This window comes from Methylobacterium fujisawaense, from assembly GCF_039619325.1.
GTDB classification, from domain to species: Bacteria; Pseudomonadota; Alphaproteobacteria; order Rhizobiales; family Beijerinckiaceae; genus Methylobacterium; species Methylobacterium fujisawaense.
In genome coordinates, this window is the sequence record NZ_CP155000.1 from 5,893,001 (window position 1) to 5,908,181 (window position 15,181).

At 70.8% G+C, this 15,181-nt stretch carries 9 protein-coding genes, 1 other RNA gene and 1 pseudogene; 9 read left to right on the forward strand and 2 right to left on the reverse strand.

The genetic code is table 11. From position 1 onward, the window contains the following. Positions 1-112: 112 nt before the first annotated feature. Entirely contained in the window at positions 113-2,734 is a 2,622-nt protein-coding gene (pepN, locus tag ABC766_RS27970; RefSeq protein ID WP_345820002.1) for an aminopeptidase N, read from the reverse strand. A 399-nt stretch (positions 2,735-3,133) separates the two neighbouring features. On the opposite strand from pepN, the pseudogene ABC766_RS27975 reads away from it, so the two are divergent. The 9 genes and pseudogenes from ABC766_RS27975 to murD all read left to right on the forward strand — a co-directional run bounded on the left by ABC766_RS27975 (position 3,134) and on the right by murD (position 13,491). Then, positions 3,134-3,575, forward strand: a pseudogene (locus ABC766_RS27975) (VOC family protein). 53 nt (positions 3,576-3,628) lie between these two features. Beyond that, positions 3,629-4,027: RNase P RNA component class A (gene rnpB, locus ABC766_RS27980), an RNA gene on the forward strand. 427 nt (positions 4,028-4,454) lie between these two features. Continuing rightward, positions 4,455-5,519, forward strand: coding sequence for a 16S rRNA (cytosine(1402)-N(4))-methyltransferase RsmH (gene rsmH / locus ABC766_RS27985; protein WP_427902269.1), 1,065 nt, complete (start codon positions 4,455-4,457; stop codon positions 5,517-5,519). Next, positions 5,516-5,929 (forward strand): cell division protein FtsL, encoded by a 414-nt coding sequence (gene ftsL / locus ABC766_RS27990; RefSeq protein ID WP_043384256.1) that lies wholly within the window; start codon positions 5,516-5,518, stop codon positions 5,927-5,929. Before rsmH ends, ftsL begins: the two co-directional genes overlap by 4 nt. A 54-nt stretch (positions 5,930-5,983) precedes the next feature. After that, positions 5,984-7,825 (forward strand): peptidoglycan D,D-transpeptidase FtsI family protein, encoded by a 1,842-nt coding sequence (locus ABC766_RS27995; protein WP_427902332.1) that lies wholly within the window; start codon positions 5,984-5,986, stop codon positions 7,823-7,825. A gap of 10 nt (positions 7,826-7,835) precedes the next feature. Beyond that, complete coding sequence (locus tag ABC766_RS28000; RefSeq protein ID WP_287089810.1) at positions 7,836-9,293, forward strand: UDP-N-acetylmuramoyl-L-alanyl-D-glutamate--2,6-diaminopimelate ligase; 1,458 nt, start codon at positions 7,836-7,838, stop codon at positions 9,291-9,293. A gap of 20 nt (positions 9,294-9,313) precedes the next feature. Further along, positions 9,314-10,762, forward strand: a complete 1,449-nt coding sequence (locus tag ABC766_RS28005) for a UDP-N-acetylmuramoylalanyl-D-glutamyl-2,6-diaminopimelate--D-alanyl-D-alanine ligase (RefSeq protein ID WP_345820005.1) — start codon at positions 9,314-9,316, stop codon at positions 10,760-10,762. A gap of 77 nt (positions 10,763-10,839) precedes the next feature. Next, entirely contained in the window at positions 10,840-11,925 is a 1,086-nt protein-coding gene (mraY, locus tag ABC766_RS28010; RefSeq protein ID WP_043356717.1) for a phospho-N-acetylmuramoyl-pentapeptide-transferase, read from the forward strand. Positions 11,926-12,126: 201 nt separating this feature from the next. Beyond that, entirely contained in the window at positions 12,127-13,491 is a 1,365-nt protein-coding gene (gene murD / locus ABC766_RS28015; protein WP_345820006.1) for a UDP-N-acetylmuramoyl-L-alanine--D-glutamate ligase, read from the forward strand. 13 nt (positions 13,492-13,504) lie between these two features. Here murD and ABC766_RS28020 read toward each other — a convergent pair whose 3' ends face one another. Beyond that, positions 13,505-14,980 carry a methyl-accepting chemotaxis protein gene (locus ABC766_RS28020; RefSeq protein WP_053608389.1) on the reverse strand — a complete coding sequence of 492 codons (1,476 nt, stop codon included), beginning with the start codon at positions 14,978-14,980 and terminating at the stop codon, positions 13,505-13,507. Positions 14,981-15,181 lie beyond the last annotated feature (201 nt).

Below are 15,181 nucleotides of genomic sequence, written 5' to 3' on the forward strand. Positions count from 1 at the left end.
TACAATCACCTCGGGGGGCCGTTTGTCCACGGGTTTTTTACCATAACGACTTGACGCTCGTCGGGTGTTGCGCGGCCGCCAGAGAATCAATTTCTACCGCAGGTTCAGACGCTTAGCCGGCTCCAAGGGTGCGGGCGAGGATGTCGGCCGTGTCCCGGGAAAGGCCGGGGATCGCCTTGATCCCATTCAGCATTTCGACCGCTTTGGCGCCGCGTGATTTTTCCAGCCGACGCCATGATCCGAAGGCCGTGAGGAGCCGCGCGGCAACCTGTGGGTTGGTCGAATCAAGCGCCGCGACCGTGTCGGCCACACGGGCGAAGCCCGCCCCGTCCGGCCGGGCGAACTGGGTCGGATTCCCGAACGCGAAGCTTCCGATCAGCGCCCGGACGCGGTTCGGATTGGTCATGGTGAAGGCGGGGTGCTCCTGGAGCCGGGCGATCCGGTCGAGCGTGCCGGGTTCCGGGATCTGGGCCTGGATGGCAAACCACTTGTCGAGCACGAGGGGTTCGTCGGCGTAGCGCGTTGCGAACTCCGCGAGGGCAACCTCGCGGGTCTCGCCCGGAATCAGCGCCAGGGTGCCGAGGGCGGCGAGCCGGTCGGTCATGTTGGTCGCCTCGGCCAGGCGCTCGGCGGCGCGGGCCGCGCCGGTCCGGGGATCCCCGGCGGCGATCAGGTCGAGGGCGGCGTTGCGGAGCGACCGGCGCCCCGCCGAGGCGGCGTCGGGGCTGTAAGGGACACCCGCGTCCGGCACGAGCGCCGCGTCGATCGCTTCGAGCCGCGGCCGCAGGACCTGGCCGAGACGGGTCCGCAGATCGGAACGCCCCCGGTGGATGGCGTCGGGATCGACATCGGCCGGGACGGCGTCGGCGGCCTCGCCTTCGCTCGGCAGCGCCAGGACCAGCGCCGCGAAGGCCGGGTCGGCCAGGGCCTCGCCGTCGAGGAAGCGGCCGAGCGCCGCCGCGAAGGCCTCGGTCCGGTCGGCGTCCGGGTCGAGGATCAGCCGCAGCGCCACGTCCTGCGCGGCCTGCCAGCGATTGAAGGGGTCGCTGTCCTGTGCCAGGAGCCGCATCCGCTGCGCATCCGTCAGGCCGAGATCGAGCTTCACCGGCGCGGAGAAGTCGCGCAGGAGCGACGGGACCGGCTCCTCGGCGACGGCGTCGAACACGATCGCGGCCTCCGGGCGGTCGAGCACGTAGACGCCGTCCCGCACATCCGGGCAGATGGCGCCGGTCAGTGGCCCCGTGGCCCCCACGAGGCCGAGGGCCACGGGGATGACCAGGGGTGTCTCGTCGGAGTCGGCGGTGCCGGGCAGGCTCTGAGCGAACCGGAGGGTGTAACGCGCGGCGGCCGGATCGTAGGCGGCCGTGACGGCGAGGCGGGGCGTACCGGGGCGCTCGTACCAGCGGGCGAACGCATCGAGGTCGCGCCCCGTCACCGCCGCGAAGGCCGCGAGGAAATCCTCCACGGTGGCGGCGCGCCCGTCATTGTCGGCGAAGTAGCGGTCCATGCCGGCCCGGAAGGCCTCGGGACCGATCAGGGTCCGCAGCATCCGGACGATCTCGGCGCCCTTGTCGTAGACGGTCGCCGTGTAGAAGTTGTTGATCTCGGCATAGGCCCGCGGCCGCACCGGATGCCGCAGCGGCCCGGCATCCTCGGGGAACTGACGCGCCCGCAGCGAGCGCACCTCGGCGATGCGATGCACCGGCCTGGAGCGCATGTCGGAGGAGAATTCCTGGTCGCGGAAGACCGTGAGACCCTCCTTCAGGCAGAGCTGGAACCAGTCCCGGCAGGTGACGCGGTTGCCGGACCAGTTGTGGAAGTACTCGTGGGCAATGATCGCCTCGATGGCGGCGTAATCGCCATCGGTGGCGGTCTCGGGGCTGGCCAGCACGTACTTGTCGTTGAAGATGTTGAGGCCCTTGTTCTCCATGGCGCCCATGTTGAAGTCGGACACCGCGACGACGTTGAACACGTCGAGGTCGTAGGCGCGGCCGAAGGCCGTCTCGTCCCAGGCCATGGAGCGGATGACGGCGTCCAGGGCGTAGCCCGCCCGGTCCTCCTTGCCGGGCTCGACGTAGACCGCGCAGCTGACGGTGCGGCCCTCCATCGTGGTGAAGGGGGCCTCGACCTTCCCGAGCCGGCCGCCCACGAGGGCGAACAGGTAGGCGGGCTTGGGGTGCGGATCGTGCCAGAGGGCGTAATGGCGGCCGGGCCCGGCATCGCCGGCCTCGACGGGATTGCCGTTGCCGAGCAGGACGGGCGCCTCGGTCCGGTCGGCCTCGATGCGCGTGGTGTAGACCGCCAGCACGTCGGGACGATCGAGGAAGTAGGTGATCCGCCGGAAGCCGTCCGCCTCGCACTGGGTGCAGTAGACCCCGTTCGAGCGGTAGAGCCCCATCAGCTTGGTGTTGGCGGTCGGATCCACCTCCGTGACGAGGCGCAGCGCGAAGGGCCGCGGAGGCGGATCGCGGAGGATGAAGCCGGACGGCGCCGCCGCGTACGCGTCGGGCGCCAGCGGCGCCCCGTCGAGTTCGGCCGAGACCAGCCGAAGATCGTCGCCGTCGAGGGTGAGCGGAGCCGCCGGCACACCGGCCGGGTTCGGCCGCAGCGTCAAGGTCGCGTCGATGCGGGTCGCGTGCGGGTCGAGACGGATGTCGAGGTCGACCCGATCGATCAGGTAGTCGCTGGGCCGGTATTCCTCGAGGCGGATCAGCGGCGGCGTCTCGGTGCGCATTCGGCTCACTCCGGGTGCGGGATGGGCCCGTTCTGGTCCCTCGGCGCGCGCGGCGCAACGATCGGAGCCGCCGAAACGGCCCCGGAGAGACAGTGCGCCGTCGGGACAGCCTTCGCGCGTCAAACCGATCCGATCACCGCGCCGCATCGCCCGGCGCTGGCGGCCGGCCGCGGCAACGGACGCGTCCGCGGTCGTCTTTTGGCGGTAGCCTCCCTCGCGCCGGACGCCGGATCGTCACGGGACGCAGGAGCGCCAGGGTCGATTTATGGCCCGTCCGGCGCGCGCGGCCTTCTCACCGCCGGGCCGGCCGCTAGCTAGCGGTGGCGATCAGCCGGAGGCGGGACGCGCGTCCCGAACAGGACGCACGATCCACCTCCGACCAGCCACAGGATAGGTCCGATGGAATACCTGCACACCATGGTCCGGGTCGCCGACCCTCGACCGGGCCCTCGCCTTCTACGTCGACACGTTCGGCCTGAAGGAGGTCCGCCGCGTCGAGAACGAGAAGGGGCGCTTCACCCTCGTGTTCCTGGCCGCCCCCGGCGACGTCGAGCGGGCCACGGCCACACGATCCCCGCTCATCGAGCTGACCTACAATTGGGATCCGGAAACCTACTCGGGCGGGCGTAACTTCGGCCATCTCGCCTATCAGGTGGACGACATCTACGCTTTCTGCGCGCGGCTGCAGGAGAAGGGCGTGACCATCAACCGCCCGCCGCGCGACGGCTACATGGCCTTCGTGAAGTCGCCGGACGGCATCTCCATCGAGATCCTCCAGAAGGGCGGCGCCAAGGCGCCGCAGGAGCCGTGGACGTCCATGGAGAACACCGGCACCTGGTAGCGCGGGTCGACTCCCTTGACCCGGACGGCCCCGCGGGCGCATCTGCCCGCGGATCAGCCGGCCGGGCGGCCGCTCCGGACGCGCGAGTGTCCGGGGAGGAAAGTCCGGGCTCCATGGAGAGACGGTGCCGGATAACATCCGGCGGGGGCGACCCCAGGGACAGTGCCACAGAAAGCAGACCGCCCCGGATCCGTCCGGGGTCAGGGTGAAAGGGTGCGGTAAGAGCGCACCGCGGACGCGGCAACGCGGACGGCACGGCAAACCCCACCGGGAGCAAGACCGAATAGGGGCGGCGCGCCCTTCGCGAGAAGGGCAGGCCGGCTCTCCAGGCCAGTCGCCCGGGTTGGTTGCTCGAGGCGGTCGGCAACGACCGTCCCAGAGGAATGGCCGCCACGTCGGCGCGCGCGAGCGCTCCGGCCCTACAGAACCCGGCTTATAGGCCGGCTGATCCACATCCCGATAAGCCCTGCGTCCTCAACGCCTTATCGGCCCGGCGCCGCGCCCGCGCCGCCGCACGCCGCGCCGAAGATTCCGGTGCGGCAAAAACCTTCGGTTAACCTTGCCGGGTTCAGATCGTTCGGCGCGGCAGCGCCAAGCTTGTGCGTTGACGATCCTCCGAGGCCCATGATACCCGGCATCCTCCCGTCAACGGCGTGTATCGGATCGCCGGGCGCAACCTGCCTTCCTGCAGGTCCCGTCCGTGCGCGGCGTTTTGCGCGCTCCGCATCCGGTGCCGTTCCCGTCACGCGCGCCGCGCTCGCGCGGCCCGGCACAGGGCACCATGAGACGCACGAGCCGCTTCCGCGTCCGGATCTCCGGACCGCGCCGATCCTCCGCCGGTTCTCGCAACCCGCGTCGCGCCCCGTCGGCGAGGCGCCCGTGAGCCGGCGCCGTCCTTCTCCCGAGAGCTCGCCCCGCCACAGCGGCGCCGTCGCGCCGTCGGAACCGCACGTGCCGGTCCTCCTCGATGAAGTCGTCGAGGCGCTCGGCACCGCGGGCGGGATCGCGGTCGACGGCACGTTCGGTGCCGGCGGCTATACCCGCGCCCTCCTGGCGGCGGATCCGGACCTGCAGGTCGTCGCGATCGATCGGGACCCCACGGCGATCGCAGCCGGACAGGCGCTCGTCGCGGAATCCGGGGGGCGGCTGCGCCTCCTGCCCGGCCGCTTCGGCGCGCTCGACACCCTCCTGGCGGAGACGGGTCTCGCGCAGGTCGACCGGGTGGTCCTCGATATCGGCGTCTCCTCGATGCAGCTCGACGTGCCGGAACGGGGCTTCTCGTTCCGGAGCGACGGGCCCCTCGACATGCGCATGGGCTGCGACGGGCCGAGCGCCGCGGACCTCGTGAACGAGGCCGACGAGACCGTGCTCGCCGACATCCTCTATCACTACGGCGAGGAGCGTCGCTCGCGCGCGGTGGCACGGACCATCTTCGAGGCGCGCCGCCGCGGACGGATCGAGACCACGGCGCAGCTCGCGGAGCTGGTCGCCAGCGTCGTACGCGTCGAGCCCGGCAGTCACATTCACCCGGCGACGCGGACGTTCCAGGGCCTGCGCATCGCCGTGAACGACGAACTCGGCGAATTGGTGCGGGCGCTGCACGCCGCCGAGCGCGTGCTCAGGCCGGGCGGCCGGCTCGCCGTCGTGACGTTCCATTCGCTCGAGGACCGGATCGTCAAGCAGTTCTTCGCCGCGCGGAGCGGCCGCTCCGCGCAGGGCTCTCGCCATCTCCCGGGAGCCCCGGTCGAGACCGTCCGCAGCTTCCGTCTCGTCACCAAGGGCCCGGTCCTGCCGGGCGAGGCCGAGACCGCCCGCAACCCGCGCGCCCGCTCCGCCAAGCTGCGGGCTGCGGAGCGTACCGAATCCGACGTTCTCGAACCGCTGGCGGGACTGACCGCCCTGGCGAGCCTGCCGGATGCGGCCCGCGGAGGCCATCGCCGATGATCCGCCTGCTGAACCTGCTGGCGGTGGCCGGCCTCGTCGCCTCGGCGATCTACGCCTACTCGATCAAGTACGACACGCTCTACCAGGGCGGTCAGGTCTCCAAGCTCCAGACGGCCCTGCACAAGGAACGGCAGGCGATCGCCGTGCTGCGCGCCGAGTGGCAGCTTCTGACCCGGCCCGACCGCCTCCAGGCGGCCGTCGACAAACATCTGGCTCTGGAGCCGATCGGCACCAGTCATTTGGCGCGCCTCTCGGACCTGCCTGCCCGACAGGAGCGCGGAGACGAGATCGGCCGCCTGCTCGCCGCCACGGCGACCCCCAAAGACAAGGGCACGATCGAGCCGCGAACGACCGGCGCGATCACCCGCACCGTCACCACGACCCGCACCCCGCCGACGGCTTCGAGGTAATCCCCCGTGTCCGATGACGCCGCCCAGACCCTAGAGCCGACGGTCGAGCCCGCCGTGTCGGACCACGAGGCCGCGCTTCTCGAGGCTGCCGCGCTGGCGCATGCCGCGGGCGCGCCGCGCCCTGTCGAGGAGGAGGCGCGCGAGTCGGTGCCGCCGTCGGAGCGCGCAAAGCTGCTCCTGCGGAGCATGTTCCGGCTGGCCATCGAGCGCTCGCACATGCGCGTCGCCCTGGTCGGTCTGGTCTTCGTGGGCGTGTTCGGGACGATCTCCGCCAAGCTCCTGATGATGGCGATCTTCGGGGATCCGCCCAGCCAGGAGCACCGGGTCGCGGCCGCATCCTCGACCGCCTTCCGGCCCGACATCATCGACCGGAACGGCGAGATCCTGGCCACCGACATCCGCACGGTCTCGGTCTTCGCCGAACCCGGGAACATCTACGACAAGGACGAGGCGGTGGAACTCCTCACCGCGGTCCTGCCGGAACTCAACGCCTCCGAGCTGCGCGCCAAGCTCACCCAGCGCAAGGACAAGAAGGGCGCCGGCTTCGTCTGGGTGAAGCGCGAGCTGACCCCGAAGCAGCAGGCCGAGGTCCACCGGCTCGGCATCCCGGGCATCGGCTTCCTGCCCGACCACAAGCGCGTCTACCCGAACGGCGTCGCGGCCGCCCACATCCTGGGCGCGACGAACCTCGACGGCATCGGCATCGCCGGCATGGAGAAGTACATCGACTCCACCGGCCTGCAGGCCCTCAACAGCTTCGGGCTGATCAACAAGCAGGCGGACCTGAAGCCGGTGCAGCTGTCGATCGACCTGCGCGCGCAGTTCGCGGTCCGCGACGAGCTGGCCTGGGGCATCGACCACTTCAAGGCCAAGGCCGGCGCCTCCATGATCCTCGACGTGAAGACCGGCGAGGTCATCGCGCTCGTGTCCATGCCCGATTTCGACCCGAACGATCCCAAGGATGCGCTCTCGCCGGATCGCATCAACCGCATGAATGTCGGCGTCTACGAGATGGGCTCGACCTTCAAGGCGATGACGCTGGCCATGGCGCTCGATTCCGGAAAGTACAACGTCAACTCGACCTTCGACACCCGGGGCGGCGTGCTGAACTGGGGCCGGCAGAAGATCCACGAGTACCACGGCACCAACCGCGTCATCACCATGCCGGAGGTGTTCACCCACTCCTCCAACATCGGGTCCGCCAAGATGGCGCTCGGCGTCGGCGTGCCCGGTCACAAGGCCTTCCTGAAGAAGATGGGCCTGCTCGACCGGCTGCGGACCGAGCTGCCCGAGAGCGCGGCGCCGATCGTTCCGTCCCGCTGGACCGAGATCAACACCATCACCATCGCCTTCGGCCACGGCATCGCGGTGGCGCCGATCCAGGCGGCGGCGGCGGTGGCGGCCATCGCCAATGGCGGCGACCTGATCACCCCGACCTTCCTCAAGGCGAACCCCGACGACAAGGCGCGATCCACCCACGTCCTGTCGGGCCAGACCTCCGAGGCGATGCGCTACATCATGCGGCTCAACGCCTCCGAGGGCTCGGCCAAGAAGGCCGCGATCCCGTACTACTTCGTCGGCGGCAAGACCGGCACGGCCGAGAAGGTGATCGGCGGACGCTACATTCACAACCGCCTGTTCACGACCTTCATGGCGGCGGCGCCGATGAACGACCCGAAGTACCTGTTCGTCACGATCATGGACGAGCCGCAGGGCCTGCCGGAATCCGGCGGCTATGCCACCGCGGCCTGGAATTCCGGCGTGGTCACCGGCAAGGTGATCGAGCGCGTGGCGCCGATCCTCGGCCTGCCGCCGCAATTCGAGCCGCCGGTGAGGCCGTTCCCGCAGATGGTCAAGCTCAACGCCTACCACGTCAACCAGCTCGGCGGCCCATGAGGGTGGATTCATGAGTGCGCGGCTCGCCGACCTCTTCCCCGAGGCCACCGGCCCGGCCGCGGACCTGACCGTATCGGACCTCACGGCCGACAGCCGGCAGGTCGCCACCGGCACGGTGTTCGTGGCGGTGCCGGGCACGAAGGCCGATGGCCGGCGCTTCGCCGCGCAGGCCGCCCAGCGCGGCGCCGCCGCGGTGGCCGGGGAGGGGGCCCGCCCCGCCGACCTGCCGGACGCGGTCGCCTGGATCCCGGTCGCCGACGCGCGCCGGTCGCTCGCTCTCGCCGCGGCCCGCCTCGCCGGCGCGCAGCCCGGGACCGTGGTGGCCGTCACCGGCACCGCCGGCAAGAGTTCGGTAGCCGACTTCGTGCGCCAGATCCTGGCCCGCCTCGGCCGCGACGCCGCGAGCCTCGGCACCGTCGGTATCGTCACCAACCGCGGCGCGCAGTACGGCTCCCTGACCACCCCGGACCCGGTGACGCTGCACCGGACGCTGGCGCGTCTCGCCGCCGAGGGCGTCACCGACCTCGCCATGGAGGCCTCCTCCCACGGGATCGAGCAGCGCCGGCTCGACGGCGTGCGCCTCGACGCGGCGGGCTTCACCAATCTCGGGCGGGACCATCTCGACTACCACGCGAGCATCGAGGAATACCTCGCGGCCAAGCTGCGCCTGTTCACAGACCTGCTGCCGCCGGGCTGCCCGGCCATCGTCAATGCCGACGGCGCCTATGCCGAGCGGGTGATCGCCGCGGCCGAAGGCGCAGGGCGTCCGGTCCGCACGGTCGGGCGGGGCGGCCGGGATCTGCACGTCGAATCCGTCCGGACCGAGGGGTTCGCGCAGGCCGCCCGGGTCCTGTTCGCCGGCCGGGCCCGGGATCTGCGCCTGCCGCTCGTCGGCGAATTCCAGGTGGAGAACGCCCTGGTGGCGGCCGGCCTCGCCCTCGCCACACCGGCGGGCGCCGCCGATCCCGACGGCGTCTTCGCCGCGCTCGACCATCTCACCGGCGTCCCCGGCCGCATGGAGCGGATCGGCGAGGCGCGGGGCGGGCTCTGCCTCGTCGACTACGCCCACAAGCCGGAGGCCCTGGAGAGCGTGCTCGCCGCGCTCCGCCCGTTCGCGTCGGGCCGGCTGATCGTGGTCTTCGGCTGCGGCGGCGACCGCGACCGGGGCAAGCGGCCGCTGATGGGCGCCATCGCGAAGCGGCTCGCCGACGTCGTCATCGTCACGGACGACAACCCGCGCACCGAGGATCCCGCCACCATCCGCCGGGCGATCCTGGACGCCGCTCCGGGCGCAGAGGAGATCGGCGACCGCTCCGAGGCGATTCACAGCGCCGTCGGCCGGCTCGGACCGGGCGATGTCCTGGTCGTGGCCGGCAAGGGCCATGAAACCGGCCAGATCGTGGGGGATCGCACGCTGCCGTTCTCGGACCATGCGGTCCTGCGTGCCGCGATTGCCGCGGCGGCCTGAGGACGACGGGGGAATCGACGATGACCGCACTCTGGACGCGGGAGGAGCTGGAATCCGCGACGGGCGGCCGACTGATCGGCCCCGAGCGCGCCATCGGCGGCGCCTCGATCGACACCCGCACGCTCCAGCCCGGCGACCTGTTCTTCGCGATCCGCGGCGATGCACGCGACGGCCACGACTTCGTTCCCGACGCCCTGGGCCGCGGGGCCGGCGCCGCGGTGGTGAGCGCGTCCCGCCTCGGGGACCTCGCGTCCCACGGTCCCGTCCTGGCGGTGCCCGAAGCGGGCGCCGACCCGGTACTCACCGCGATGGTGCGTCTCGGCGCCGCCGCCCGCGCCCGGACACGCGCGCAGGTCGTGGCGGTCACCGGCTCGGTCGGCAAGACCGGGACCAAGGAGGCGCTGCGCCACGTCCTGGCCGAGCAGGGGGAGACCCACGCCTCGGCGGCCTCCTACAACAATCATTGGGGCGTGCCCCTGACCCTGGCGCGGATGCCGCGCTCCACGCGCTACGGCGTATTCGAGATCGGCATGAACCACGGCGGCGAGATCGTGCCGCTGACCGCCCAGGTCCGCCCCGACATCGCGCTCATCACCACCATCGCGCCCGCCCATATCGAACACTTCGCCTCGCTCGCCGCCATCGCGGACGCCAAGGGCGAGATCTTCTCCGGGCTCCAGCCCGGCGGCGTGGCGATCGTCAACCGCGACGTCCCGCATTTCGACCGGCTCGCGGCCCACGCGCAGGCCTCCCGGGCGGGACGGGTCGTCACCTTCGGCGAGCACCCGGATTCCGACGTGCGCGCCCTGAAGATCGTGCTCCGCCCCGACCTGTCGGTGATCGACGCGGCGGTGATGGGCCAGCCCGTCACCTACAAGCTCGGCACGGCCGGACGGCACGCGGCGCTGAACTCGCTCGGCGTCATGGCGGTGGTCCACAGCCTCGGGGCCGACCTCGCCCGCGCCGCCCTGTCTCTGGGCAGCCTGACGCCGCCGGCGGGCCGCGGCGAGCGCACCGCCCTCGAGATCGGTGGCGGCACCGCCTACCTCGTGGACGAGAGCTACAACGCCAACCCCGTCGCGGTCCGCGCGGCGCTGGCGACGCTCGCCGGGATCGAGACCGGACCCCGCGGACGCCGGATCGCGGTGCTGGGCGACATGCTGGAACTCGGCGCCGCCGCGGCCGACCTGCACCGCGGCCTCGCGGAGGCGATCGAGGCGGCACGGATCGACCTCGTCTTCACGGCCGGTCCGCTGATGCGCAACCTGTTCGAGGCCCTGCCGGTGAGCCGCCGCGGCGCCGTGACCGACACCGCCGCCGACCTGCTCGAGCCGCTCGCCCGGAATCTCAGATCCGGGGACGTCGTCATGGTAAAGGGATCGAACGGCAGCCGCATGGGCCGGATTGTCGAGGCGCTGAAAGCCCGCTACGCGGTCGATCCGACCCGGCGGACCCAGGCCGTCCCGTGACCGGCACGTCCGCGCGTTCGGCGCAGCCGGCGCCGCTCCCCGAAACCTGAGCCTGAACAAGGGGGCCGAGCGCCCGGATGCTGTACCTTCTCTCGGACCTGAGCAGCGCCTTCACGCCGCTCAACGTGTTCCGCTACATCACCTTCCGCACCGGCGGCGCGCTGTTCACCGCGGGCCTGTTCGTGTTCTGGTTCGGCCCCTGGATCATCTCGCTGCTGCGGATCCGCCAGGGCAAGGGTCAGCCGATCCGCGAGGACGGGCCGCAGACCCATCTGCTGACCAAGCGCGGCACGCCGACCATGGGCGGCCTGATGATCCTGGCCGGCGCCGTGGTGGCGATCCTGCTCTGGGCCAACCCGCGCAACCACTATGTCTGGGTGACGCTGACCGTCACGCTCGGCTTCGGTGCGATCGGCTTCTACGACGATTACCTCAAGGTCACGAAGCAGTCGCACAAGGGGTTCTCCGGCAAGTTCCGCCTCGCCCTCGAGGCCGTGATCGCCATGGCGGCCTGCTTCACCGTCGCGGTCTATTCCCCCGCCGCCCTCCAGAACCAGCTCGCCTTCCCGGTGTTCAAGGACGCCCTCCTCAATCTCGGCTGGTTCTACCCGCTGTTCGGCGCCTTCGTGATCGTCGGGGCGGGCAATTCCGTGAACATGACCGACGGCCTCGATGGCCTGGCGATCGTGCCGGTGATGATCGCCTGCGGCACCTTCGGGTTCATCGCCTATCTCGTCGGCAACTCGTTCACCGCCAGCTATCTGCAGGTGAACTACGTCCGCGACACGGGCGAACTGGCCGTGGTCTGCGGCGCGGTGATCGGCGCCGGTCTCGGCTTCCTCTGGTTCAACGCGCCGCCGGCCCAGATCTTCATGGGTGACACCGGCTCCCTGGCGCTGGGCGGCCTGCTCGGCTCCATCGCGGTGGCGACGAAGCACGAGATCGTCCTGGCCATCGTCGGCGGGCTGTTCGTCCTGGAGATGATGTCGGTGATCATCCAGGTCGCCTCGTTCAAGCTCACGGGCAAGCGCGTCTTCCGCATGGCGCCGATCCACCACCATTTCGAGCAGAAGGGCTGGAAGGAGCCGCAGGTGGTGATCCGCTTCTGGATCATCGCGGTGATCCTGGCGATGGCCGGTCTGGCGACGCTGAAGCTGCGCTGAAAAACTGTGCTAGAGGGGCGATGAAAGTGGGCGATCCCACGCTCGCCCTCATCCTGAGGTGCTGCGCAGCAGCCTCGAAGGAGCCCTCCAGCCGGCCACGCGATCCCTGGAGCCCTTCGAGACCTCCGCCGCGCGCCGGCACGACGGGATGAGACGGCGGGCGGGATCGGCCGGGTTCGGCTGCCGCATCCAGAGTTCCGCATGACCCCCGTCACCGTCTTCCAGGAAAAGACCGTCGCCCTGTTCGGACTCGGCGGCTCCGGACTTGCCACGGCGCTGGCGTTGAAGGCCGGCGGCGCGGGGGTGCAGGCCTGGGACGACAATGCCGACAGCCTCGCGCGGGCGCGGGAGGCCGGGATCGAGACGCGGGACCTGCGCGAGGCCGACTGGTCCGGCTTCGCCGCCCTCGTGCTCAGCCCGGGCGTGCCGCTGACCCATCCCGAGCCGCACTGGAGCGTCCGGCTCGCCCGGGACGCGGGCGTCGCGATCATCGGCGACATCGAGCTGTTCTGCCGGGAGCGGCGGGCCCAGGCGGCGGGGGCGCCGTTCGTGGCGATCACCGGGACCAACGGCAAGTCGACCACCACGGCGCTGATCGCCCATGTCCTCGCCCAGGCGGGCCGCGACGTTCAGATGGGCGGCAATATCGGCACCGCGATCCTGTCGCTGGAGCCCCCCGCGGCGGACCGCGTCCACGTGATCGAGATGTCGTCGTTCCAGATCGACCTGACGCCGAGCCTCGACCCGAGCGTCGGCGTGCTGATGAACATCACCCCCGACCATCTCGACCGCCACGGCACCATGGAGCAGTACGCGGCCATCAAGGAGCGCCTGATCCAGGGCGCCGGCCTCGCGGTGGTCGGCATCGACGACGCGCCGAGCCGGGCGATCGCCGACCGGCGCGGCGTTGACCTCGTGCGCGTCCACGTGCCCCACGGCGACGTGCTGTGCACCGACGCGCTGACGGTGCGCGAGGGGATCGTCCGCGATGTCGACGGCACGGCGCTCGCGGACGTCAACGGGATCGGCTCCCTCCGGGGGGCACATAACTGGCAGAATGCAGGCGTTGCGGTGGCGGTGGCGCGGGCCCTCGGCCTGTCGCCGGAGCAGATCCAGGCGGGTCTGACGTCCTTTCCGGGCCTACCGCACCGGATGGAGGAGGTGGGACGGCGCGGCCACGTCCTGTTCGTCAACGATTCCAAGGCGACCAACGCCGATTCCACCGAGAAGGCGCTCACCGCCTTCCGGGACATCCACTGGATCCTCGGCGGCAAGGCCAAGGAGGGCGGCATCTTCCCGCTGGTGCCGTATTTCGAGCGGGTCGCCCACGCCTACCTGATCGGCGCCGCCTCGGATGCCTTCGCGGCGACCCTGGAGGGCGCAGTGCCCTACACCCGCTGCGAGACCCTCGAGAACGCCGTCCCGAAGGCTGCCGAGAACGCCGCCGCCTCGGGCGCGCCGGAGCCGGTGGTGCTGCTGTCGCCGGCCTGCGCGTCCTACGACCAGTTCCGGAACTTCGAGATCCGCGGCAACCGCTTCCGCGAGCTGGTCCAGGCGCTGCCCTGAGGGTGCGCCGCTCTCAGCGCGCGAGAACCTTGGCGGCGTCGCGGGTGGTGCCGACCGCCTGCGAGACGTTGGCCACGGACTGGACGATCGCCCCGATATTGCCGGTGATCGCCGTGACGGCGCCCGCGGCGCTCTGCATGTTCTCGGCGAGGTCCCGGGTCACGGTGCTCTGCTCCTCGATGGCGGCCGCGGTGGCCACCACGGTCTCGCGCATCACCGAGACCGAGGATCCGATCGAACTGAGCGCCTGCACGACCTCCTGCGAGACGCGCTGCACGCTGGCGATCTCGCCGTTGATCTGGCCGGTGGCGCGCGCCGCCTGATCGGCCAGCGCCTTCACCTCCGAGGCCACGACCGCGAAGCCGCGGCCCGCCGCCCCCGCCCGGGCGGCCTCGATGGTGGCGTTCAGCGCCAGCAGGTTGATCTGGCCGGCGATATCCCGGATCAGGCCGACGATGCCGGTCATCGCGGTGGCGGTCTCGGCGAGGCGCTTGGTGTGGCCATCCGCGTCCTGGACGCAGGCATAGGCGGTGTCGGTGGCGCCCTGGGAGCGCACGATGCTCTGGGACATCTCCGCCACCGACGCCGCGAGTTCCTCGGCCGCGGCCGCGACGGTCTGGACGTTGCCGGAGGTGGAATCCGCCGCCGACGAGGCCAGCGCGGCCGCCTTCGTCGAATGCGTCACCGCCTGCTCGATCTCGCCGAAATTCTGGTCGATGAGCGTCCGGAGATTGGCGAGCAGCCGGACCTGATCGCTGATGTCGGTGGCGAACTTCACCACCTTGTAGGGGCGTCCGGCGGCATCGAGGATCGGGTTGTAGGAGGCCTGGATCCAGACCTCGCGGCCGTCCTTGCCGATCCGCCGGAACTGGGCGGCCTGATAGGTTCCGTTCCGCAGGGCCGCCCAGAAGGCCCGGTACCCCTCGCTCTCGCGGTGGGCGGGGTCCACGAACAGGCTGTGATGCTGCCCGATCACCTCGTCGCGGGTGTAGCCCATCGCGGTCAGGAAATTGTCGTTGACCGCCGTCACCGTGCCGTCGAGATCGAAGGCGATGACCGCCTGCACCTTGTCGATCGCGGCGATCTGGCCGGCGCGGTCGGCCTCCTCGGTCCGCTGCTGCGTGATGTCGGTGGCGAACTTCACCACCTTGTAGGGGCGGCCGCGGACGTCGAGCATCGGATTGTACGAGGCCTGGATCCAGATCGGCCGGCCGCCGCGGCCCACCCGCTGAAATTGACCGGATTCGAATGCGCCGGACCGAAGGCGTTCCCAGAAGGCCCGGTAGTCCGGCGCGTCCCGCTGGGCCGAATCCATGAACAGGCTGTGGTGCTGCCCGACGATCTCGGGCAGCGTGTACCCGACGACGTCGAGGAAATTGCGGTTCGCCGAGAGGATCCGCCCGGCCAGATCGAACTCGATCACGCCCTGAACCCGGTCGAGGGCCGCGAGCTTGGCATGCGCTTCACGGACGTTCAGGGCAGAAAACATGGCGCGTCGGCTTCCTCTGGGCGGGCCAGGCGCAGCGCGCCTCGACCCGCCGGGGGTACATCTGAAAGTTGCAATGGGAAGATTAACATAGGGTGTCATTATACCAGTATAAAACCGGTCGAATACAGCACTCCACCGCAGGCCGGTTTCGCGGCGGCCGAAAGCCCACGCGGCGACCATAAGGCTCCGTTTACCATTCCT